Below are 22128 nucleotides of genomic sequence, written 5' to 3'. Positions count from 1 at the left end.
AGGACTTGCACGAGCTTCACGTACTCAACCCGGCGACCGAGGAACTCATCGCCACCATCCCGGCCGCGACGCGGCAGGACGTCCACGCGGCCGTGGCGCGCGCCGCCGAAGCCCAGCGCAGCTGGTCCGCGCTCGCCCCCGGCGACCGCGCCCGGCAGCTGCGCCGCTTCGCCGCCGTCGTCGACGCGCACCTGGAGGAGCTCGCCCAGCTGGAGGTCCGCGAGGCCGGACACCCGGTCGGCAACGCCCGCTGGGAAGCGGGCAACGCCCGCGACCTGCTGGAGTACGCGGCCGGGGGAGTGGAGCGGCTGACCGGCGCGCAGATCCCCGTCGCAGGCGGCCTGAACGTCACCTTCCACGAGCCCCTCGGCGTCGTCGCCGTCATCGCCCCGTGGAACTTCCCGATGCCCATCGCCGCCTGGGGCCTCGCCCCGGCCCTGGCCGCGGGCAACGCCGTGCTCCTCAAGCCGGCCGAGACCACCCCGCTGACCGCTCTGCGGCTGGCGGAGCTCGGGCTGGAGGCGGGGCTGCCCGAGGGCCTCTTCCAGGTCCTCCCCGGCGCCGGGCCCGTCGCCGGTGACGCCCTCGTGGAACACCCCGGCGTCGCCAAGGTCGTCTTCACCGGCTCCACCGCCGTCGGCAAGCAGATCATGGCCAAGTGCGCGGCGGGCGTGAAGCGCGTGACGCTCGAACTCGGCGGCAAGAGCCCCAACATCGTCTTCGCCGACGCCGACGTCGAGCGGGCCGCCGCGGCCGCCCCCGGCTCCTTCCTCGACAACACCGGGCAGGACTGCTGCGCCCGCAGCCGCATCCTCGTCCAGCGCTCCGTGTACGACCGCTTCATGGAGCTGCTGGAGCCGGCGGTCACGTCGTTCGTCGTGGGCGACCCGGCGGATCCCGCCACGCAGATGGGGCCGCTGATCTCGGCCGCGCACCGCGAGCGCGTACGGTCCTACGTCCCCGAGTCCGCCCCCGCCGCCATCCGGGGCGAGGCTCCGGCGGGCAAGGGCTTCTGGTACCCCGCCACGGTCCTGGAGGGCGGGCCGGAGGACCGCACCGCCGTTGAGGAGATCTTCGGCCCGGTCGCCGTCGTCATCCCCTTCGAGGACGAGGCGGAGGCGGTGCGGATCGCCAATGCCACCGACTACGGGCTCTCCGGGTCGCTCTGGACCCGCGACGTCTCCCGCGCCCTGCGCGTCTCGCGCGCCGTCACCGCCGGGAACCTCTCCGTCAACTCCCACAGCAGCGTCCGCTACTGGACGCCGTTCGGCGGCTTCGGGCAGTCCGGCCTCGGCCGCGAACTGGGCCCCGAGGCGCTGGCCGCCTTCACCGAGACCAAGAACGTCTTCATCAGCACCGAGGAGTAACCAGTGACCGACACCGACCAGGCCCCCGTCTGCCGCCGACTCGTCGGCCGCACCGCCGTCGTGACCGGAGCCGGCAGCGGCATCGGCCTGGCCACGGCCCGCCGCCTCGCCTCCGAGGGCGCCCGCGTCGTCTGCGCGGACATCGACGAGAGCGCAGGCAAGGCCGCGGCCGCCGAGACCGGCGGGCTCTTCGTCAAGGTCGACGTCACCAGCCCCGAGGAGGTCGAGGCGCTCTTCAAGACCGCCTACGACACCTACGGCTCGGTCGACGTCGCCTTCAACAACGCCGGCATCTCCCCGCCCGACGACGACTCCATCCTCACCACCGGGCTCGACGCCTGGAAGCGCGTCCAGGAGGTCAACCTCACCTCCGTCTACCTGTGCTGCAAGGCCGCCCTGCCCTACATGCAGCGCCAGGGCAAGGGCTCGATCATCAACACCGCCTCCTTCGTCGCCGTCATGGGCGCCGCCACGTCGCAGATCAGCTACACCGCCTCCAAGGGCGGCGTGCTGGCGATGTCCCGCGAGCTCGGCGTGCAGTTCGCCCGCGAGGGCATCCGGGTCAACGCCCTGTGCCCGGGGCCGGTGAACACCCCGCTGCTCAAGGAGCTCTTCGCCAAGGACCCCGAGCGGGCCGCGCGCCGCCTCGTGCACGTGCCCGTCGGCCGCTTCGCCGAGCCCGAGGAGATCGCGGCCGCCGTCGCCTTCCTCGCCAGCGACGACTCGTCCTTCGTCAACGCCGCCGAATTCCTCGTCGACGGTGGCATCGCGGGCGCGTACGTGACCCCGCTGTAGGGTCCATGATCAAGCGGTGGGACCGGCTTGCGGGCACAGACCCGGGAGCCGGTCCCGCCGTGGATCCCCTGCCATCGCACGCACCACCGCAAAGAGAGCACATGCGCACCAAGTCCGCCATCGTCGTCGGCCTCGCTGCCGCCGCGGCCCTCGCCACGACGGTCCCCGCCACCGCGGCCCCCGCCCACGACGCCCCCCGCCGCAACTGTCCCCAGCTCGACAAGAAGCTCCCGTGGGCCGGTGACAACCGCGCCAGGCTCCAGAAGATGATCGACGAGCGCGGTACCTGCTCCGGCAAGAAGGGCCCCCGCCCCGTCGCGGCCTTCGACTGGGACAACACCGTCGTCAAGAACGACATCACCGACGCCACGCTCGCCTGGGCCCTCAAGCACGACAAGATCCTGCAGCCGAAGAGCTGGAAGGACACCAGCGCCTGGCTCACCCCGGCCGCCGACAAGGCCCTGGCCAAGGCGTGCGGCACGGCCGTGCGCCCCGGCCGGCCGCTGCCCACCTCCAAGAACACCGCCTGCGCCGACGAGATCTTCGAGATCCGCGAGAAGTCGCAGACCATGGCCGGGGACGCCGCCTTCGCCGGCGACTGGAACCACCGCCGCACCGTGCCCGCCTACGCCTGGATCCCCCAGCTGTTCGCCGGTCACACCCCCGCCGCCCTGACCTCCTTCGCCAAGCAGGCGCGCGCCGAGCAGCTCGCGGCGCCCGTCGGCACCAAGCAGACCGTCGGTACCCACACCCTCGCCGGTTACGTCCGCTACTACGACCAGCAGAAGGACCTCATCCGCACGCTCAAGGCGGCCGGCTTCGACGTCTACATCGTCTCCGCCTCCTCCGAGCCGATCGCCGAGGCCTGGTCGAGCGGCGTGGGCCTGGACGCCAAGCACACCATCGGCATCCGCAGCATCACCAAGCACGGCCGCCTCACCACGGCCATCAAGGGCTGCGGCGGCGTCGAGACCGGTCGCGGCGACGCCCTGCCGTACATGGACGGCAAGCGTTGCATGATCAACCAGGAGATCTTCAAGATCAAGGGCGCCAAGGCCTGGCAGCAGCAGGACTTCAAGCACCGCATCGCGCTGGGCGCGGGCGACGCCGACACCGACGTGACGTTCGTCAACGACGCCACCGGCGCGCACGTGGCCATCAACCGCAACAAGTCCGAGCTGATGTGCCGCGCCTACGACGACGCGGACGGCCGCTGGGTCGCCAACCCGATGTTCATCGAGCCGATGCCGCGCAAGTCCGGCACGTACCCGTGCTCCACGACCGGTGCCACGGCCGAGGACGGCACCAAGGTGCCCGTCCGGCGCGCCGACGGCTCCGTGATCCCGGACCAGGCCGACAAGGCCTTCTGAGGCTCCCCGAGCCGCCCCTGAGGTCTTCGCGCGCTACGGGGACCGGCCGCCGAACGGCGCACCGGTCCCCGTATCCCCTCCTGCCGAAGGAGCACAGCGCACGGCCCGGAACCCGGCGTTGCGGGCGGGCCTCACAGGAACGTACGCGCCTCGCCGCGGTACGTCGGAACGGTCTCCACCACGCGGTCGCCCTCGACCAGGTGCAGCGCCTCGAAGCGCTCGCACATCTCGCCCGCCTTCGCGTGCCGGAACCACACCTTGTCGCCCACCAGCAGGTCGTCGGCCGGCTGCCCGGTCAGCGGCGTCTGCACCTCGCCCGCACCCTCGCGGGGATCCAGCCGCAGGCCGGCCGGGAGGTACGGATGCGGCAGCCGGTCCGCTCCGGCCGCGCCCGACGCCGGATACCCCCCGCCCTGGGCGGTCACCACGCCCGGCCCCGGACGGCGCACCACCGGCAGCGCGAACAAGGCCGCCGGGCGGCCGCGGAACGATCTGTAGTGGTCGAACAGCCGCGGCACGAACAGCCCCGAACCGGCTGCCACCTCCGTCACCGCGTCCTCCGCGGCGGTGTGCTGCACACTGCCCGTACCGCCGCCGTTGACGAACTCGAGGTCCGCCACCTCGCGCACGGCCCGTACGGCCTCCGCGCGGCGCGCCGCCAGCTCCCTGCGGGCCGCGGCCTGCATCAGCCGGACCGAACGGGAGTACAGGGGCCGCCCCTCCACCGCATCCCCCACACCCGCCACATGCGCCTCGTAGGCCAGCAGGCCCACCAGCCGGAACCCCGGCCGGCGCACGACGGACCGTGCGAGATCCGCCAGCCGCTCCGGATCGTGCACCGGGGAACGCAGTGCCCCGAGCCGCAGCCTGCCGCCCAGCAACCGCAGCGACGTGTCCAACTCCAGGCACACCCGTACCTCTTCGCGGCCCGCCCGGGCCGCATCGATCAGCGTCAGCTGCGCGGGGTCGTCCACGGTCACCGTGACCGCCCGGGCCAGCTTCGGATCCGAGGTCAGCTCCGCCAGCCCCGCCCGGTCCGCCGACGGATACGCCAGCAGCACGTCCTCGATGCCCGAACGCGCCAGCCACAGCGACTCGGCCAGCGAAAAGCTCATCACACCCGCGAAGCCGTCCCGCACCAGTGCGCGCTCCAGCAGCGCCCGGCAGCGCACGGACTTGCTCGCCACCCGCACCGGCTTGCCCTGCGCCCGGCGCACCAGATCCGCCGCGTTGGCGTCGAACGCCTGCAGATCGACCACGGCCAGCGGCGCGTCGTAGGAGGCGGTCGCCCGGTCCAGACGGGCCCGCTCGGCGCTTGCGCATGCGACGGGAGGTGCGGCGGGAAGGCGCATGGGGCGCAGCTTGCCAGAGGCGTCCGGCGCTGGATAGGGGCCCCGCACGGGCGAGATGGCAGCGCCCGCCGCCCGCCCCGTAGAGTGGCGCACACGCCGTGGGCCGCAGCCCGGTGGCGTGATGTCCCGATACGAACCGGCCTGTCCCGAAGGGCAACCGGGCCCCGGTAGCGGGGAGACGGCTCACGAGGGGGAGCGCAGGGTGAGCACCGAGACGGACCCCGCGCCCGCGCTGCCCGTCCGCCCCCTCCCGGCCTCCTCCTACTTCGCGCCCCAGCCGCCACGGCCGCCACGCCCGGCTCAGCCGCCGCACGTGCCCCAGCCGGACGGCGGCCGCGGCGCCCGCACCCTCACCGCCGCCGTCTGCCTCGTGCTCGGACTCGGGCTCATCGGCGGCGCCGCCGCCGGGAGTTGGCTCGCGGACGGCACCGGCGGCACCGCCGCCGAACGCGCCTTCGCCCGCGGCGGCACGCTCTGGCGGACCGTCCCCGTCGACGAGCTCTTCCCGCCCGTGCTGCGCGGTGACGCCGCCGGCCCCGGCGGCGCCGCACGCGTGTGGACCCGGATCGGCGTCGCCCCCGACAGCGGGTGCGAGGAGGCATTCGACCCGCTCCTGCAGAAGGCGCTCGCCCCCGCCGGCTGCACGCGGCTGCTGCGCGCCACCTACACCGACGCCACCTCCACCGCCGTCACCACCGTCGGACTGCTCGTCACCGCCACCGACGGCCGGGGCATGCGCGACCTGCGCCGCCGCTTCACCGACGAACGGCTCGACGAGCGCACCGACCTGATGCCCCGCCCGTACGCGCCCCGCGGGACCGCCGCCGAACGCTTCGGCACGGAGCAGCGCGCCAGCTGGGCGCTCAGCATCCTCACCGACGCCCCCGCCGTCGTCTACGCCGTCACCGGCTTCGCCGACGGCCGCACCGGCACGCCCCCGCAGCCCGCCGCCCTCGCCACCCGGACCGGCGCCACCACCGCCCCCGCCCAGGCCGGGCTCGGCCACGAGGCCTCCGCCCTCGCCGGGCGCGTGGAGAGCGGCTTCCGGCAGGCCGTGCGCCGCACCGTCCAGGAGGACGCCCGGTGACCGCCGCCGCGCCCAGGGGCCGCCGGCCCCTGCTCACCGTCCTCCTCGCCTCCGCCCTCGCCGTGCTGCCCGCCGCCGGGACCGCGCACGCCGACTCCATACGCGTCCAGGAATGGGCGCTCGACGCACTCCACACCGAAGAGGCCTGGCAGACCACCAAGGGCGACGGCATCACCGTCGCCGTCCTCGACACCGGCGTCGACGACGGCCACCCCGACCTCGCCGGGCAGGTGCTGCCCGGCAAGGACCTCATCGGCTTCGGCGCTGGCCCCGGTGACCGCGCCTGGGCCCGGCACGGCACGGCCATGGCCGGGATCATCGCCGGGCGGGGGCACGGGGCGGACGGCGCCGACGGCGTCCTCGGCGTCGCCCCCGAAGCCAAGATCCTTCCCGTCCGGGTGATCCTGGAGGACGGCGACCCCTCCCGCGCCAAGGCCCGCAGCGGGCGCGGCAGCGCCCTCGCCGACGGCATCCGCTGGGCCGCCGACCACGGCGCCGACGTCATCAACCTCTCCCTCGGCGACGACAGCGACACCGCCCACCCCGAGCCGCAGGAGGACGCCGCCGTCCAGTACGCCCTCGGCAAGGGCGCCGTCGTCGTCGCCTCCGCCGGGAACGGCGGCGAACAGGGCGACCACGTCTCCTACCCCGCCGCCTACCCCGGGGTGATCGCCGTGACCGCCGTCGACCGCTACGGCAGCCGCGCCGCGTTCTCCACGCGCCGGTGGTACGCGACCGTCAGCGCGCCCGGCGTCGACGTCGTCATCGCCGACCCCGACCGGCGCTACTACGAGGGCTGGGGCACGAGCGCGGCCGCCGCCTTCGTCTCCGGCGCCGTCGCCCTGGTCCGCTCCGCGCACCCCGGGCTGAGCCCCGCCCAGATCCGCAAGCTGCTCGTGGACACGGCCCGCGACACCCCGCCGGGCGGCCGCAGCGACGCGCTCGGCGCCGGGGTCGTCGACCCGGCCGCCGCGATCGCCCGCGGCGCGTCCCTCACCCCGGAGGGCCCGGGCCCCCGCGTCACCCGCGAGTACGGCAGCCCGTATTTCGGCGGCACGGACCCCACGGGCCGGCCCCCCGCGCCGCCGCAGGACTCCCCGGACTACACGGCCCCGGCCGCCGCCACCCTGGGCACGGCCCTGGTAGCCACAGCCGCCACCCTCTGGCGGGTCCGCCGCCGCCCATCGTGAACACCGCGGCCCGGCGGTCCGCCGCCGCGGCATGGCCCCCGGCCACGAGGCCGGTTCGGCACCGCCGGATCCGGCGGTTGGTGGTTGCGCGCCGTTGCGGCGGAGGGAGAGCGCGGGCTCGGCGGACCAGAGAGCCCGGCCGACCTGCGCGCCGCGCTGTCTCATGCCGGCGCGGCACCTGTCCCCCGCCGCGACGGCGAGTCGTCCCGCGCAGGGCGCCCGGGCGGGTGTCTTTCCTCCGCCGCGACGGCGAGTCGTCCCGCGGTGGGGCCCGGCGGTGCCAACCGCCCCCGGCCCGTGAGCCGTCCTATCCATGGGGCGCCCCGCGCCGGAATGGGGCGCCCCATAGACTCTCGGGGTGGCGCTCAAGAACATTCCTGATCCCGGGTTCTCCGACGACGACGGTTCGGCCGACGCGGAGCTGACCGCCGCGCTGGCCGCGTGGGCCGGTGACCGCGGCGCCGAGCCGCGCGTGCTCGCCGCGCTGCGCGGTGCGCGCCTGCTCGTCCCCGTCGTGGCGGTGCTCGGCGAGGCCGAGACCGGGCCGGACGGGCTGAAGCGGGAGAAGACCAGCGACATGGCCGTGCCGACGCTGCAGGCGCCGGACGGCCGCAAGGCCCTGCCGGCCTTCACCTCCATCGCGTCGCTCGCCCGCTGGCGCGCGGACGCGCGGCCCGTGGCCGTACCCCTGCACCAGGCCCTGCAGGCGGCCGCGCACGAGAAGGCCGACACGATCGTCCTCGACATGGCGGGCCCGGTGCCGTACCAGCTGACGGGCCCGGCCCTGCTGGCCCTGGCCGAGGGCCGCGAGAGCACCGACCCCCTGGCGGACCCGGCGGTCGCGGAGGCGCTCCGCGCCGTTCTCACGGCCGAGCCGGCGGTGCACCGCGCCCACCTGGCCCCCTCGCGGGACGCGGACGGCACACTCGCCCTGGCCCTGGCCGGCGACGCCGAGGTCTCCGCCGCGGTGCAGCGCGTGGCGGAGGCGCTGGCCTCCGACGAGGTCCTGCGGGCCCGTCTCGTCCGCGGCCTCGACCTGGCCCTGCTGCCCGCCGGCGCCTCCGTCCCCGGGGAGCCGCTCTTCACCCGCTAGCCGGCCCCGTGCCGGCCGACAGGCGCCCCGTCGTGGATCGACCGACAATGCGAAGAGGTCCACGAGATCCCTGGAGGACGCCATGGACGTGAAGCTGGGGGCCGCAAGTCTCGACTCCGTGGAGACGAGAACCGTCGCCGCCGAGTTCCTCGGCACTCTGCTGCTGGTCTTCTTCGCCGTCGGCTCCGCGGTCCTCGCGGCCGACTACATCGGGGTCCTCGGCATCGCCCTGGCGTTCGGCTTCACCCTGCTGGCCCTCTGCTACGCACTGGGGCCGGTCTCGGGCTGCCACGTCAACCCGGCGGTGACGCTGGGCATACTGCTGGAGGGCCGCATCAGCCCGCGCACGGCGATCGAGTACTGGGTGGCGCAGCTGCTCGGCGGCATCGTGGGCGCGGCGCTGCTGTTCCTGCTGGCCAAGCAGGTGCCGGGGCTGAAGACGCACGGCGCGTTCGGAAGCAACGGCTGGGGCAGCCGCTCGGCCGTGCACCTGAACACGGGCGGCGCGTTCCTCGCGGAGGTCGTCCTGACCTTCCTGCTGGTCTTCGTCGTGCTCTCGGTGACCCACAAGATCGCGCTGGTGGGCTTCGACGGCCTGCCCATCGGCCTGGCCCTCGCGGTGATCCACCTGGTGGGCATCCCGCTGACGGGCACCTCGGTGAACCCGGCGCGGAGCCTGGGCCCGGCGCTGTTCGCGGGCGGGGGCGCGCTCTCGCAGCTGTGGCTGTTCATCATCGCGCCGCTGATCGGCGGCGCGCTGGCGGCCTGCGCGCACCGGGTCACGCATCCGCCGATGGGACCGGCCAATCTGGCCGACGACCTGGCGCTCCCGCACTACCCGAAGGGGCCGACGACGGCCGCGCACCCGACGGAGGAGCGCCCCGAGCCGCGGGAGGACCGCGACGCCGGGGACGAGGGCGGGGAAGGCGGGGAACGCCCCGGCCGGCCGGGCCCGGCGGGCCCGGTCTGACCGGGGCGCGGAAAGCGGAAAAGTGCAGGAGCCGGCCGGGGGGCTCAGCCGAAGACGGGGCCCGTGTACTTCTCGCCGGGCCCCTGCCCGGGCTCGTCCGGCACGACGGACGCCTCGCGGAAGGCGAGCTGGAGGGACTTCAGGCCGTCGCGCAGCGGTCCGGCGTGGAAGTTGCTGATCTCGGTGGCACTGGCGGTCACCAGCCCGGCGAGCGCGGTGATCAGCTTGCGGGCCTCGTCGAGGTCCTTGTGCTGCTCGCCCTCCTCGGCCAGGCCGAGGTTGACCGCCGCCGAGCTCATCAGGTGCACCGCGACCGTGGTGATCACCTCGACCGCGGGGACGTCCGCGATGTCACGGGTCATGGTGTCGAAGTCGGGGGCCGCACCGGGCTCGGTGCCCTGGTTCTCCGGGGTGGCGGGGTTCGCGTCGCTCATGGCGGACACGATACGTGCCGGTGCCGAATCGGTTCGCCACGGGTTAGCACGCCTGCTCCACAGCTGCTAGAGTTGTGGATCGACCGGCTGGACACTCCCGTGCCCGGCCCACAAGTGGAGCTCCGTTCTCCCACCTCGCCCGGCCTCAGGCCGGCAGGTCTCCGGTCAGGCGGCGCCCATCGTTCCGTACGGACGATGGAGCTGCCCGATGCGCCCCGCGGCATGCCGTGGCGGTGTTCCGGTTTCATGGAGCCCCGCCTGTGTCCCGTCGGGGCATTTTTGTTGCACCGGCGCGGTTGGTCTTACGAAAAGACGTTACGTGGCCGCCCGCCAGGCCGCCGCGTGGTGCTACCGAGGAGGATCCATCAGCGCCGAGCCCCGCATCAACGACCGGATTCGAGTCCCCGAGGTGCGACTTGTCGGTCCCAGTGGCGAGCAGGTCGGCATCGTGCCGCTTGCCAAGGCACTGGAGCTTGCGCAGGAGTACGACCTCGACCTCGTCGAGGTGGCGGCGAACGCCCGTCCGCCGGTCTGCAAGCTCATGGACTACGGGAAGTTCAAGTACGAGTCGGCCATGAAGGCCCGTGAGGCGCGCAAGAACCAGGCGCACACGGTCATCAAGGAGATGAAGCTCCGGCCGAAGATCGACCCGCACGACTATGACACCAAGAAGGGTCACGTCGTCCGGTTCCTCAAGCAGGGCGACAAGGTCAAGATCACGATCATGTTCCGTGGTCGCGAGCAGTCCCGGCCGGAGCTCGGCTACCGACTGCTGCAGCGCCTCGCGGAGGACGTCCAGGACCTCGGTTTCGTCGAGTCGAACCCGAAGCAGGACGGCCGCAACATGATCATGGTCCTCGGTCCGCACAAGAAGAAGACCGAGGCGATGGCCGAAGCCCGCGAGGCGCAGGCCGCCCGTAAGGCGGAGCGCTCCGGCGTCTCGCCCGCGGACGCCGCCGAGGAGCCCGCAGACGCAGAGGCGTGATCCGGGGGCGCCCCGCGCCCCGGATGACCCCCGGGGCATCCGCCCCGGACACCAACCGAAACAGATGACACTCCCGTACGCCCCGATGGGGCCGGGGAGTGCCACGACGAGGAGAGAACGGCGCTATGCCGAAGAACAAGACGCACAGCGGTGCCAAGAAGCGCTTCAAGGTCACCGGCTCCGGCAAGGTCCTGCGCGAGCGCGCCGGCAAGCGCCACCTGCTCGAGCACAAGTCGTCCCGCCTGACGCGTCGCCTCACCGGCAACGCCGAGATGGCCCCGGCCGACGCCAAGAAGATCAAGAAGCTTCTCGGCAAGTGACGTTCCGGCTTCGGCCGCACGTCCACACCGGGACCCAATCGATTTCGGGTCGTGTGAGAATCCACCACGGCCCCGCTACAAGGAGTTAACAAGTGGCACGCGTCAAGCGCGCAGTCAACGCGCACAAGAAGCGTCGGGCGATCCTCGAGGCGGCCAGCGGCTACCGCGGCCAGCGGTCGCGCCTGTACCGCAAGGCCAAGGAGCAGGTCACCCACTCCCTGGTCTACAACTACAACGACCGCAAGAAGCGCAAGGGCGACTTCCGTCAGCTGTGGATCCAGCGCATCAACGCCGCTGCCCGCCAGAACGGCATGACGTACAACCGCCTGATCCAGGGTCTGAAGGCCGCCAACATCGAGGTGGACCGCAAGATCCTCGCCGACCTGGCCGTCAACGACATGAACGCGTTCGCCGCGCTCGTCGAGGTCGCCCAGAAGGCCCTGCCGGCCGACGTGAACGCCCCGAAGGCCGCTGCCTGAACCGGCGCCCCGAGGCTGTAGCGAAGCGGACCCGCAGGCCCCACGGCCTGCGGGTCCGCTCGCGTCCGGCCCCCGGCACCCGCCGGTGACGGGCCCGGCCGGGCCCGTCACACCACCGCACCGCGCACACCAGCAACCGAAAGTGAGCCCATGGCGGCCCCCGAGCTGACCTCTCTGCGATCTCCCCGTGTCGTCGCGGCCCGCCGACTGACCAAGCGCAGCTTCCGCGCCAAGGAGCGGCGCTTCCTGGCCGAGGGGCCGCAGTCCGTCCGCGAGGCCGTGGATCACCTGATCGAGGTCTATGTGACGCCGGACGCCGCCGAGCGCCACGCGGACATCGTCGCCGCCGCCCTCGCCGCCGGGGTGCCCGTGCTGACCGCGACGGACGAGGTCATCGCGGAGATGTCCGACACCGTCACCCCGCAGGGCATCGTCGGCCTCTGCCGCTTCCTGGACGCGCCCTTCGAGGAGATCCTGGCCGGCCGGCCGCGGCTGGTCGCCGTCCTCGCCCACGTGCGCGACCCCGGCAACGCCGGCACGGTCCTGCGCTGCGCGGACGCCGCGGGTGCGGACGCCGTCGTGCTCACCGACGCCTCCGTGGACCTCTACAACCCCAAGGCCGTACGGGCCTCCGTCGGCTCCCTCTTCCACCTGCCCGTCGCCGTGGGCGTCCCCGTCGACCAGGTGGTGAGCGGCCTGCAGGGCGTCGGCGCCCGCATCCTCGCCGCCGACGGCGCGGGCGACCGCGACCTGGACGCCGAGCTGGACCGGGGCACCATGGGCGGCCCCACGGCCTGGGTCTTCGGCAACGAGGCCTGGGGCCTGCCCGAGGAGACCCGGGCGCTCGCCGACGCCGTGGTGCGCGTGCCGATCCACGGAAAGGCCGAGAGTCTGAACCTCGCGACCGCCGCCGCGGTGTGCCTCTACGCCTCCGCCCGTGCGCAGCGTGCACCCGGAGGGTGCCGCTCCGTGACCTTCAGCTAGTAGGGTTGCCCCCCGGGGGAGTCGGGAGGGGGTGCGGATGATGAACGTCAGGACTTCCGGAAGCGTGGCCGACGCCGCTCCGGCGGCAGCCCGTGCGCCGCACGGGTCCGACGAGCCGGACGACCCCCTCACGCAGGGGCTCACCGGGCCCGGCCCGCACCCGGACGACCTCCCCGACGGCCTCGTCGTCGCCGATGAGAACGGCCGCATCACCTGCTTCAACGCCGCCGCCGCCCGGATCACCGCGGTCCGGCCCGACGAGGCGATCGGCCGCCCCCTGGAGAGCTCCCTCCCCCTGGAGGACCTGGACGGCCGCCGCTGGTGGCCGCTCACCGACCCCTACGGCGGGCCGGCCACCCGGGTGGGCCAGCCCGAGCGGAACCTCCTGCTCCCCGGCGGCCGCGAGGTCCTGGTCTCCGCGCGCTACGTCCGCGAGCGGCCCGCCGGTCCCCTCCGCCGCCTGGTCGTCCAGCTGCGCGGCACCGACGCCCGCCGCCGCACCGAGCGCAGCCACGCCGAGCTGATCGCCACCGTCGCCCACGAGCTGCGCTCGCCGCTGACGTCCGTCAAGGGCTTCACGGCCACGCTGCTGGCCAAGTGGGAGCGGTTCACCGACGACCAGAAGCGGCTGATGCTGGAGACCGTCGACGCCGATGCGGACCGCGTCACCCGGCTGATCGCCGAGCTGCTCGACATCTCCCGGATCGACTCCGGCCGCCTGGAGCTGCGCCGCCAGCCCGTCGACGTCGTCGCCGCCGTCCGCCGCCACGTGCAGGCGTACACCACGGCGGGCCACCGCGCCGACCGCTTCGAGGTCAAGGTCACGGATCCGCTGCCCGAGCTCTGGGCCGACCCCGACAAGGTCGACCAGGTCCTCGGCAACCTCCTGGAAAATGCGGTGCGCCACGGCGAGGGACGCGTCACGATAGAGGTGGCGCCGGCGCTGCTGAAGGCGCGCGCGGAGGACACGGAGGGAACGGCGGTCACCGTGAGCGATGAGGGGCCCGGAATCCCGGAGGAGTCGATGAGCCGCGTCTTCACCCGCTTCTGGCGGGGCAGCAAGCGCGGCGGCACCGGCCTCGGCCTCTACATCGTCAAGGGCATCGTCGAGGCCCACGGCGGGACGATCACCGTGGAGCGGGCCGCCGGCGGTGGCGCCCGGTTCCGCTTTACCCTGCCCGTGGGCGCCCCGGCCTTTCTCTCACAGGCCTGAGCGGCGGCCCGCGGGCCCACCGACCCCCATGCGCCCCTTAGACTCGACCTTTGGCACCTTTGGCACGACCTTGGCACCCATCTGATGGGCAAGCGCCGCCGGCGAAGCGAAGCCTGGGGGCACCTCCCAGCGCTAGCTGGGGGACAATCGGAAGCACGGGAAGAGATGTCCGCACCCAATAAGTCGTACGACCCTGTCGAGGTCGAGGCACTGAAACCGGAAGAGATCGAGCGCATGCGGGACGAGGCGCTCGCCGCCGTCGCCGCGGCCGCCGACCTCGAGGCCCTGCGCGAGGTCAAGGCTGCGCACGCCGGTGACCGCTCGCCCCTCGCCCTCGCCAACCGCGAGATCGGCGCGCTGCCGCCGCACGCCAAGGCCGAGGCCGGCAAGCGCATGGGCATGGCCCGCGGTGCCGTGAACAAGGCTTTCGCCGCCCGCCAGGCCGAGCTGGAGGCGGAGCGCGACGCCCGCGTGCTGGTCGAGGAGGCGGTGGACGTCACCCTGCCGTACGACCGCACGCCGGCCGGCGCCCGCCACCCCATCACGACCCTCAGCGAGCGCATCGAGGACGTCTTCGTGGCCATGGGCTACGAGGTCGCCGAGGGCCCCGAGGTCGAGGCGGAGTGGTTCAACTTCGACGCGCTGAACATCGCGCAGGACCACCCGGCCCGCGCCATGCAGGACACGCTCTTCGTCCAGGCCCCGGGCAAGAAGGCCAAGGAGGCCGAGTCCGGCGTCGTGCTGCGCACCCACACCTCCCCGGTGCAGGTCCGCACGATGCTCGACCGCGAGCCGCCCGTCTACGTGATCTGCCCCGGCCGCGTCTACCGCATGGACGAGCTGGACGCGACGCACACGCCGGTCTTCACCCAGGTCGAGCTCCTCGCCATCGACGAGGGCCTGACCATGGCCGACCTCAAGGGCACCATCGAGCACATGGTGCGCTCGCTGTTCGGCGAGGGCCTGACCACGCGCCTGCGCCCCAACTACTTCCCCTTCACCGAGCCCTCCGCCGAGCTGGACATGCAGTGCTATGTCTGCCGCGGCGAGTCGGCCGGCAACCCCGACCGCCCCTGCCGCACCTGCTCCAGCGAGGGCTGGATCGAGCTGGGCGGCTGCGGCATGGTCAACCCCCGCGTGCTGACCGCCGCGGGCATCGACCCGGAGAAGTACAGCGGCTTCGCCTTCGGGTTCGGTATCGAGCGACTGCTGATGTTCCGCCACAGCGTCGAGGACATGCGAGACATGGTCGAGGGTGACGTGCGCTTCACCCGGCCGTTCGGGATGGAGATCTGATGCGCGCCCCGCTTTCCTGGCTGCGGGAATACGTCGACCTGCCGGCCGGTGAGACCGGTCGCGACGTGCAGGCCAAGCTGATCGCCGCGGGTCTCGAGGTCGAGCGCGTCGAGAGCCTCGGCGCCGGCCTCAAGGGCCCCCTGGTCGTCGGACAGGTCCTCACCATCGAGGAGCTCGAGGGCTTCCGCAAGCCGATCCGCTTCTGCACCGTCGACGTCGGCACGGCCAACGGCACCGGTGAGCCGCAGGAGATCGTCTGCGGCGCCCGCAACTTCTCCGTCGGCGACAAGGTCGTCGTCGTGCTGCCCGGCGCCGTCCTGCCCGGCGACTTCGCCATCGCCGCCCGCAAGACCTACGGCAAGGTCTCGCACGGCATGATCTGCTCCGGCGAGGAGCTGGGCATGGGCGACGACGGCACGCACGGCATCATCGTGCTGCCGCAGGAGTACGAGCCCGGCACCGACGCCATCGAGCTGCTCGAGCTCGTCGACGAGGTGCTGGACATCGCGGTCACCCCCGACCGCGGCTACTGCTTGTCGATGCGCGGCATCGCCCGCGAGGCCGCCACCGCCTACGGCCTGCCGCTGCGCGACCCGGCCCTGCTGGACGTGCCCGCGCCCAACTCCTTCGGCTACCCCGTCAAGGTCGCCGACCCGGCCGGCTGCGACCGCTTCACGGCCCGCACGGTCACCGGTCTCGACCCCGAGGCCCGCTCCCCGATCTGGCTCCAGCGCCGCCTGCAGAAGGCCGGCATGCGCCCGATCTCGCTCGCCGTCGACATCACCAACTACGTGATGCTGGAGCTCGGCCAGCCGCTGCACGCCTACGACCGCGCGCGCCTGGACGGCCCGATCGGCGTCCGGCGTGCCGAGCGCGGCGAGAAGCTGACCACCCTCGACGGCACCAAGCGCGTCCTGGACCCCGAGGACCTGGTCATCACCGACAACCGCGGCCCGATCGGGCTCGCGGGCGTCATGGGCGGTGCCGAGACCGAGATCGGCGACCACGCCGCCGGTTCGGGCACCACCGAGGTCGTCGTCGAGGCGGCGCACTTCGACCCCGTCGCCGTCGCCCGCGCCGTCCGCCGCCACAAGCTGCCCTCCGAGGCGGCCAAGCGCTTCGAGCGCGGCGTCGACCCGCAGGCGGCCTCCGCGGCCGCCCAGCGCACCGTCGACCTGCTCGTGCTGCTCGCGGGCGGCAGCGCCGAGGCCGGCGTGACCGAGTTCGCCGCGCCCAGCGGTCCGCGCACGATCGCCATGCGCGCCGACCACCCGGACGGCGTCGCCGGCGTCGACTACGGCCGGGAGACCGTCGTCCGCCACCTCCAGGAGGTCGGCTGCGACGTCTACGGGCAGGACGAGCTGATCGTCACCGTCCCGAGCTGGCGCCCCGACCTCACCGACCCGAACGACCTCGCCGAAGAGGTCATCCGGCTCGAGGGCTACGAGAACCTGCCCGCCACCCTGCCGGCGCCCCCCGCCGGCCGCGGCCTGACCCACCGGCAGCGGCTGCACCGCCGCGTCGGCCGGGCGCTGGCCGGCGCGGGCTACGCCGAGGTGCTCAACTACCCCTTCGTCGGGGACTGGGCGCTCGACCACCTGGGCCTGGAGGCCGACGACCCGCGCCGCACCACGGTGCGCCTGGTCAACCCGCTCTCCGAGGCGGAGCCGGCGCTGCGCACCACGCTGCTGCCGGGCCTGTTCACGGCCCTGCGCCGCAACGACAGCCGTGGCGAGCACGACCTGGCCCTCTTCGAGACCGGCCTGGTCTTCCTGCCCACCGGCGAGGAGACCACCCCGGTCCGGCTGCCCGTCGACCGCCGTCCCACCGACGAGGAGATCGCCGGCCTGAACGCCGCGCTGCCCCGGCAGCCGCGCCGTGCCGCCGTCGTCCTCGCGGGGGCCCGCGAGCTCGCCGGCTACTGGGGCAAGGGCCGTCCGGCCAGCTGGGCGGACGCCGTCGAGGCCGGCCGTTCGGTCGCGCGCGAGGCGGGCGCCCCGCTGATCGTCCGTCAGGACCAGCGGGCGCCGTTCCACCCGGGCCGCTGCGCCGCGTTCTACGCCGTGGTCGACGGCGCCGAGGTGTTCGCCGGCTCCGCCGGTGAGCTGCACCCGCGCGTCGTGAAGGCCTTCGGCCTGCCGGAGCGCACCTGCGCGATGGAGATCGACCTCGATGTCCTGCAGCAGGCCGGCACCGGTGCCGTCGAGGCCCCGCACGTGTCCTCCTTCCCGGTGGCGACGCAGGACGTCGCGCTCGTCGTGGACGCCTCGGTGGCGGCCGCCGACGTCGAGGCCGCGCTGCGGTCCGGCGCGGGCGAGCTGCTCGAGTCGCTGCGTCTGTTCGACGTCTTCACCGGCGAGCAGATCGGCGCCGGCAAGAAGTCGCTCGCGTACGCGCTGCGCTTCCGCGCGGCCGACCGCACCCTGACGGCCGAGGAGGCGTCCGGCGCGCGCGACGCCGCCGTGGCCGCGGCCGTCGAGCGCACGGGCGCGGTGCTGCGCGGCGCGTGACGCTGTGTGATGCCGCGTGACCGCCCGCCCGGCGGAGGCCGCGGCTGAAAACAGCTGGAACAGCTGAAAGAAGCCGAGGAGAACGCAGGCATTTGCGGCCTGAACGAGGGGCGCATCCGGTGAAGCGGATGCGCCCCTCTCGCGTTTCCTCACTCAGGAGTGTCCGAATATCACTCAATAGGGTGGAATTGAAGGCTTGGGTCGTTACTTAGCGCTGATTGCTCGCGAGAATCGAGGGCGTCATTGCTGCTAGGGGGGCCAACGGCATGATTCGGACAAGAGCGGTGCGCCGGCCGCGGGGGGTGGTGTTCGCTCTCCCCGGGCTGTGGGTACTCGGAGTGGTCGCGTGGGAGCTCGTGAGCCCCCGCGGCGAGGGCGTGCACCTGGTCGCGATCCTCGCCGTCGCCGCCACGGGATGCGCCGTCACCGGCCGCCGGCGCCGGCTCCTGCGCGAGCTGGAGCGCGCCCGGGAGGTCGCCGCCACCGCCCAGCGCGTGCTGCTGCGGCCCCTGCCGCCCCGGCTCGACGGGATCACCCTCGCCGGGGGTCACCTGTCGGTCAGCGAGGGCGCCCTGGTCGGCGGCGATCTGTACGAGGCGCTGGCCACTCCGTACGGCGTGCGCATCATCATGGGGGACGTCCGCGGCCACGGCCTGACGGCCATCGGCACCGTCGCCGCCGTCCTCGGCAGCTTCCGCGAGGCCGCTCACGACGAGCCCGCCCTGGCCGATGTGCTGCGCCGTCTGGACCGTGCCCTGCAGCGCCATCTGTGCGAGCGCGCCCGCGCCGAGGCCCAGGCCAGGCCCGGGGCGGAGCAGGAGCGCGGGCTGGGTGAGGAGTTCGTGACCGTCCTGCTGCTGGAGATCCGCCCCGACGGCCTGGTCACCGCGGTCAACTGCGGCCACCCCTGGCCGTACCGCCTCTCCCGCACCGCCTGCGAGGGCCCCCGCGCCGCCGCGGTGGGGCGGGGCGATCCGCTGCCGCCGCTCGGGCTCTTCCCGCTGCCGCCCGAGCTGCCCGTCGCCCCCCTGACCCGGCTGCTGCCGGGGGACACCCTGGTGCTGCACACGGACGGTGCGGAGGATGCGCGGGATGCGGCCGGGGCCTTCTTCCCGCTCGCGGGCGTCCTCGGCGCCGTCGCCGACCGTGCGCCCGTCGTCCCCGCCGCGGTCATCGAGCACGTCCAGGCCGCTCTGCTGCGCCACACCGGAGGCCGGCTCTCCGACGACATCGCGCTGCTGGTGCTGAGCAACGAGCGCTGCATCGCGCCGGGGCGCGAGCCCCGCCCCTGCCTGGCCCGTTCGGGCCGCCCTCGCCGCTGACGCTCAGCCACGGCCGGTTCACACCCCGTGCGAAGGGATCTCCATTACGCTGGCCCCACCGAGCGCATGCGGAGGGCAGGATGGAGCCCAACACTCTCCTTGACGCCATCCTCGACGAAGCGGGCATATCCCATGCCGGCCTGGCCGCCCACGTCAACGCGGCAGGCCGGGCCCGGGGTCTGGCGCTGCGTTACGAGCACACGGCCGTCGCCCGCTGGCTAAAGGGCCAGCGGCCCCGCGGCCAGGTGCCGGACCTGATCTGCGAAGTCCTCGGCGAGCGGCTGCACCGCGCGCTGACCCTGGACGACATCGGCCTCGGCACCCCGGGCAGCCCGCGGCTGCCCAACACCCCGCTCTCCGGCTTCGTCGAGCGGGCCACCGCCCTCTGGCGCTCGGACGAGCAGCAGCGCGAGCACGTCGTCACCGCCCCCGCCGTCACCGGGACCCCCGCCGTCATCCCGGTCTGGGAGTGGGAGAACCCTCCCGAGGACGCCGACGTCTCCCGGCGCGGCCTCACCCGCGTCTCCATGGACGACATCGAGATGCTGCGCGCGGCCCGCACCCACTACGAGCAGATGTACCGCAAGGCGGGCGGGATCGCGACGCGCGCCCGCGTCGTCGGCTTCCTCAACGCCGAGGCCGCCCCCCTGCTGCGCGGCAGCTACACCGACGAGACGGGCCGTCAGCTGCACCGGGCCACCGGCGGGCTGGTCGCCGTCGCCGGCATCTGTGCCTACGACTCCGACGCGCACGGCCTGGCCCAGCGCTACTTCCACCAGGCGCTGCGGCTGGCCAAGGCAAGCGGCGACCGCGGTCTCGGCGGCTACGTCATCGCCCTGCTCGTCAACCAGTCGCTGTTCATGCGCGAGTACCGGCAGGCCGTGGCGTTCGCCGAGTCCGCGCTGCGGGCCGCGGGCACGGAGCTGACCCCGGCCCTCGCGGCCGATCTCTACGCCATGCAGGCCAAGGCGTATGCGCGGCTCGGCGACGGCGCCGGCGCGCTCGCCTGCATCCGCCGCGCCGAGACCGCCGCCGAGCGCATCCGCCGCGGCCAGGAGCCCGCCGAGACCGGCTATGTGCAGCCCGGTCTGGTGAACGTGCAGGTGGCGGAGGCGCTCTTGAGCCTCGGCGACCTCGGACCCGCCCGTGAGCACGCGGACCGGGCCGTCGACACCCCCGCCCACGACCGGGGACGTGTCCACCGGCTCGCCATGCTCACGCACATCGAGCTGCGTCAAGGAGACGCGGACAAGGCGGTGGCCACCGCACGGGAGATGACCGAGCAGGCGAGAGGCATGGAATCGCAGCGCTTACGGGACAGACTCCGGGCGGTGCGCGAGCATCTGATCGAAAGCGGGTGTGCGGCCACTGCCGAGGCCGCGGAGATGATCGACGGGGCGTTGCGCGTGCCCCTGTGAGGACAGCGCCCGGGGAGGTGGCCACCTCGGCGGAAGGTGGCAACACGTGCGTTGGAAGAATCTCAGGGAGCGGACGGTCTATGCGAACCGCTGGTTCCGGGTCAATCTCGCAGACGTTCAACTCCCCGACGGCCGCCACCTCGACCACTTCCTCATCCGGCTGCGGCCCGTCGCCGTGGCCACGGTGGTCAACGAGGCCAATGAGGTCCTGCTGTTGTGGCGGCACCGCTTCATCACCGACAACTGGGGCTGGGAGCTGGCCGCCGGCGTCGTCGAGGACGGCGAGGACCTCGCCGGCGCGGCGGCCCGGGAAATGGAGGAGGAGACCGGCTGGCGGCCCGGCCCGCTGCGGCACCTGATGTCGGTCGAGCCGTCCAACGGCCTCACCGACGCCCGGCACCACATCTACTGGTCGGACGAGGCCGAGTACATCGGTGACCCGGAGGACGACTTCGAGTCCGACCGGCGCGAGTGGGTGCCGCTGAAGCTGGTGCCCGACATGATCGGCCGCGGCGAGGTGCCGGCCGCCAACATGGCGGCGGCGCTCCTGCTGCTGCACCACATCCGGCTCGGCTAGCGGCCGGCCCCGCGAGCGGCGGCCGTGGCACGCCCCGCGCTCACCGGCCGGTCGCCTGCCAGACGGCGAGTGCCAGGGCGGCGACACCGGTGAGCGCGGCCAGTGAGGGCAGGGGCCACCTGCCGTGCTCCAGGGCCCTTACCCGGTCCGCCATCTCGGTGATGTCGCGTTCCGACTGATCGCTGCGCTGGGTGAGGAGGGCGAGGTGGCCGTCGATGCGGACTACGCCGACATCGAGGCTACGACGGAGCTCCGCGAGCTCAGCCGTTCTGGTGGCCTGCTCGGGATGCATGGTCACTTTCCGTACCCCTTCCGGAATGACTCCTGTGTGTCCGACGAGCCGAGTCAACCGTGTCGTCGCGCGGAGCGGGAGCGTGTGCGGGGGGTATATGCGAGTCACCGCCGCACACCCCGTGCGAACACGGGTGTGCGGCGGTGCCGGCTGGTAGCGGACCGTGACGGGCGGCTGCGGGCCTCGGTACGTGTCCGTACGGATCAGTACGTGTAGAAGCCCGAGCCGGTCTTGCGGCCGAGGCGGCCTGCGTCGACCATGCGCTGGAGCAGCGGGGGAGCGGCGTACAGCGGCTCCTTGTACTCCTGGTACATGCTGTCGGCGACCGAGGCCACCGTGTCCAGGCCGATCAGGTCGGAGAGCTTGAGCGGGCCCATCGGGTGGGCGCAGCCGAGCTCCATGCCGTTGTCGATGTCCTCGCGGCTGGCGATGCCGGACTCGAACATCCGGATGGCCGAGAGCAGGTACGGGATCAGCAGGGCGTTGACGACGAAGCCGGAGCGGTCCTGGGCCCGGATGGCGTGCTTGCCCAGCACGTTGGCGACCAGCGCGTCGGCGCGCTTGATCGTTTCCTCGCTGGTGGTGAGGGCCGGGATGAGCTCGACGAGGTTCTGGACCGGGGCCGGGTTGAAGAAGTGGATGCCGATGACGCGGTCCGGCCGGGAGGTGGCCACGGCCAGCTTCACCAGCGGGATCGAGGAGGTGTTGGAGGCCAGGATCGCGTCGGGGCGGGTGACCACCTGGTCCAGGACCTGGAAGATCTCGGACTTGACCTGCTCGTTCTCGACGACGGCCTCGATGACCAGGTCGCGGTCGGCGAACTCGCCGAGGTCGGTGGTGAAGCTCAGCCGGGCGAGCGTCGCGTCGCGCTCCTCCTCGGAGATCTTGCCGCGCTCGGCGGCCTTGCCGAGGGAGTTGGTCAGGCGGGTGCGGCCGATCTCCAGGGCCTCCCCGGTGGTCTCGGCGACCATGACGTCCAGGCCGGCCCGGGCACACACCTCCGCGATCCCCGCGCCCATCTGGCCGCAGCCCACCACCCCGACACGCGCTACGTCTGCCACAGTGTCCGTCACA

At 73.4% G+C, this 22128-nt stretch carries 21 protein-coding genes; 17 read left to right on the top strand and 4 right to left on the bottom strand.

Features of this window, described 5'->3' with window-relative positions; all coding sequences use genetic code 11:
• The first annotated feature begins 5 nt into the window (after nt 1–5).
• The 3 genes from FGW37_RS06465 to FGW37_RS06455 all read left to right on the top strand — a co-directional run bounded on the left by FGW37_RS06465 (nt 6) and on the right by FGW37_RS06455 (nt 3532).
• Complete coding sequence (locus FGW37_RS06465) at nt 6–1367, top strand: aldehyde dehydrogenase family protein (RefSeq protein ID WP_246430294.1); 1362 nt, start codon at nt 6–8, stop codon at nt 1365–1367.
• A gap of 3 nt (nt 1368–1370) precedes the next feature.
• On the top strand, nt 1371–2162 hold the full coding sequence (locus tag FGW37_RS06460; RefSeq protein ID WP_179080176.1) for a 3-oxoacyl-ACP reductase: 792 nt from the start codon (nt 1371–1373) through the stop codon (nt 2160–2162).
• Nucleotides 2163–2263: 101 nt separating this feature from the next.
• Nucleotides 2264–3532 (top strand): HAD family hydrolase, encoded by a 1269-nt coding sequence (locus tag FGW37_RS06455; protein ID WP_179080175.1) that lies wholly within the window; start codon nt 2264–2266, stop codon nt 3530–3532.
• A 131-nt stretch (nt 3533–3663) separates the two neighbouring features.
• Here FGW37_RS06455 and FGW37_RS06450 read toward each other — a convergent pair whose 3' ends face one another.
• The gene (locus FGW37_RS06450) at nt 3664–4884 is read right to left on the bottom strand and encodes an amino acid deaminase/aldolase (RefSeq protein ID WP_179080174.1); all 1221 of its coding nucleotides are present in this window, start codon (nt 4882–4884) and stop codon (nt 3664–3666) included.
• 202 nt (nt 4885–5086) lie between these two features.
• Here FGW37_RS06450 and FGW37_RS06445 point away from each other — a divergent pair, with 202 nt between their 5' ends.
• The 4 genes from FGW37_RS06445 to FGW37_RS06430 all read left to right on the top strand — a co-directional run bounded on the left by FGW37_RS06445 (nt 5087) and on the right by FGW37_RS06430 (nt 9224).
• Entirely contained in the window at nt 5087–5971 is an 885-nt protein-coding gene (locus FGW37_RS06445) for a hypothetical protein (protein ID WP_246430293.1), read from the top strand.
• On the top strand, nt 5968–7161 hold the full coding sequence (gene mycP / locus FGW37_RS06440) for a type VII secretion-associated serine protease mycosin (protein WP_179080173.1): 1194 nt from the start codon (nt 5968–5970) through the stop codon (nt 7159–7161). The genes FGW37_RS06445 and mycP overlap by 4 nt, the downstream gene beginning before the upstream one ends.
• Nucleotides 7162–7519: 358 nt before the next feature.
• The gene (locus FGW37_RS06435; RefSeq protein ID WP_179080172.1) at nt 7520–8254 is read left to right on the top strand and encodes an SseB family protein; all 735 of its coding nucleotides are present in this window, start codon (nt 7520–7522) and stop codon (nt 8252–8254) included.
• Between the two features lie 118 nt (nt 8255–8372).
• Nucleotides 8373–9224 carry an MIP family channel protein gene (locus FGW37_RS06430; protein ID WP_179084540.1) on the top strand — a complete coding sequence of 284 codons (852 nt, stop codon included), beginning with the start codon at nt 8373–8375 and terminating at the stop codon, nt 9222–9224.
• Between the two features lie 44 nt (nt 9225–9268).
• Here the strand turns inward: FGW37_RS06430 and FGW37_RS06425 are convergent, their stop codons facing one another.
• The gene (locus FGW37_RS06425; protein ID WP_179080171.1) at nt 9269–9658 is read right to left on the bottom strand and encodes a DUF1844 domain-containing protein; all 390 of its coding nucleotides are present in this window, start codon (nt 9656–9658) and stop codon (nt 9269–9271) included.
• A gap of 319 nt (nt 9659–9977) precedes the next feature.
• Here FGW37_RS06425 and infC point away from each other — a divergent pair, with 319 nt between their 5' ends.
• The 10 genes from infC to FGW37_RS06375 all read left to right on the top strand — a co-directional run bounded on the left by infC (nt 9978) and on the right by FGW37_RS06375 (nt 20762).
• On the top strand, nt 9978–10643 hold the full coding sequence (infC, locus tag FGW37_RS06420) for a translation initiation factor IF-3 (protein ID WP_179080170.1): 666 nt from the start codon (nt 9978–9980) through the stop codon (nt 10641–10643).
• A 125-nt stretch (nt 10644–10768) separates the two neighbouring features.
• A complete protein-coding gene (gene rpmI / locus FGW37_RS06415; protein ID WP_030369870.1) occupies nt 10769–10963 on the top strand; it encodes a 50S ribosomal protein L35 in 195 nt (64 codons plus the stop codon).
• Nucleotides 10964–11055: 92 nt separating this feature from the next.
• On the top strand, nt 11056–11442 hold the full coding sequence (gene rplT, locus FGW37_RS06410; protein WP_030369869.1) for a 50S ribosomal protein L20: 387 nt from the start codon (nt 11056–11058) through the stop codon (nt 11440–11442).
• A gap of 150 nt (nt 11443–11592) precedes the next feature.
• Entirely contained in the window at nt 11593–12426 is an 834-nt protein-coding gene (locus FGW37_RS06405; protein ID WP_179080169.1) for a TrmH family RNA methyltransferase, read from the top strand.
• Nucleotides 12427–12466: 40 nt separating this feature from the next.
• Nucleotides 12467–13639 carry a sensor histidine kinase gene (locus FGW37_RS06400; protein ID WP_179080168.1) on the top strand — a complete coding sequence of 391 codons (1173 nt, stop codon included), beginning with the start codon at nt 12467–12469 and terminating at the stop codon, nt 13637–13639.
• A 165-nt stretch (nt 13640–13804) separates the two neighbouring features.
• Complete coding sequence (gene pheS / locus FGW37_RS06395; RefSeq protein WP_179080167.1) at nt 13805–14935, top strand: phenylalanine--tRNA ligase subunit alpha; 1131 nt, start codon at nt 13805–13807, stop codon at nt 14933–14935.
• Nucleotides 14935–17445, top strand: a complete 2511-nt coding sequence (gene pheT, locus FGW37_RS06390; RefSeq protein ID WP_179080166.1) for a phenylalanine--tRNA ligase subunit beta — start codon at nt 14935–14937, stop codon at nt 17443–17445. Before pheS ends, pheT begins: the two co-directional genes overlap by 1 nt.
• Nucleotides 17446–17711: 266 nt before the next feature.
• Nucleotides 17712–18767: a PP2C family protein-serine/threonine phosphatase gene (locus tag FGW37_RS06385; protein ID WP_179080165.1), complete on the top strand. Its 1056-nt coding sequence runs from the start codon at nt 17712–17714 to the stop codon at nt 18765–18767.
• A gap of 80 nt (nt 18768–18847) precedes the next feature.
• The gene (locus FGW37_RS06380; RefSeq protein ID WP_058045201.1) at nt 18848–20185 is read left to right on the top strand and encodes a tetratricopeptide repeat protein; all 1338 of its coding nucleotides are present in this window, start codon (nt 18848–18850) and stop codon (nt 20183–20185) included.
• A gap of 46 nt (nt 20186–20231) precedes the next feature.
• Nucleotides 20232–20762: an NUDIX hydrolase gene (locus FGW37_RS06375; RefSeq protein WP_058045202.1), complete on the top strand. Its 531-nt coding sequence runs from the start codon at nt 20232–20234 to the stop codon at nt 20760–20762.
• 40 nt (nt 20763–20802) lie between these two features.
• Here the strand turns inward: FGW37_RS06375 and FGW37_RS06370 are convergent, their stop codons facing one another.
• On the bottom strand, nt 20803–21060 hold the full coding sequence (locus FGW37_RS06370; RefSeq protein ID WP_391835280.1) for a hypothetical protein: 258 nt from the start codon (nt 21058–21060) through the stop codon (nt 20803–20805).
• Nucleotides 21061–21257: 197 nt separating this feature from the next.
• Nucleotides 21258–22115 carry a 3-hydroxybutyryl-CoA dehydrogenase gene (locus FGW37_RS06365; protein ID WP_179080164.1) on the bottom strand — a complete coding sequence of 286 codons (858 nt, stop codon included), beginning with the start codon at nt 22113–22115 and terminating at the stop codon, nt 21258–21260.
• Nucleotides 22116–22128 lie beyond the last annotated feature (13 nt).

Origin of the sequence: Streptomyces rectiverticillatus, from assembly GCF_013394065.1 — a bacterium.
Lineage (GTDB): Bacteria > Actinomycetota > Actinomycetes > Streptomycetales > Streptomycetaceae > Streptomyces > Streptomyces rectiverticillatus.
This window is presented reverse-complemented; position numbering and strand designations above follow the sequence as displayed.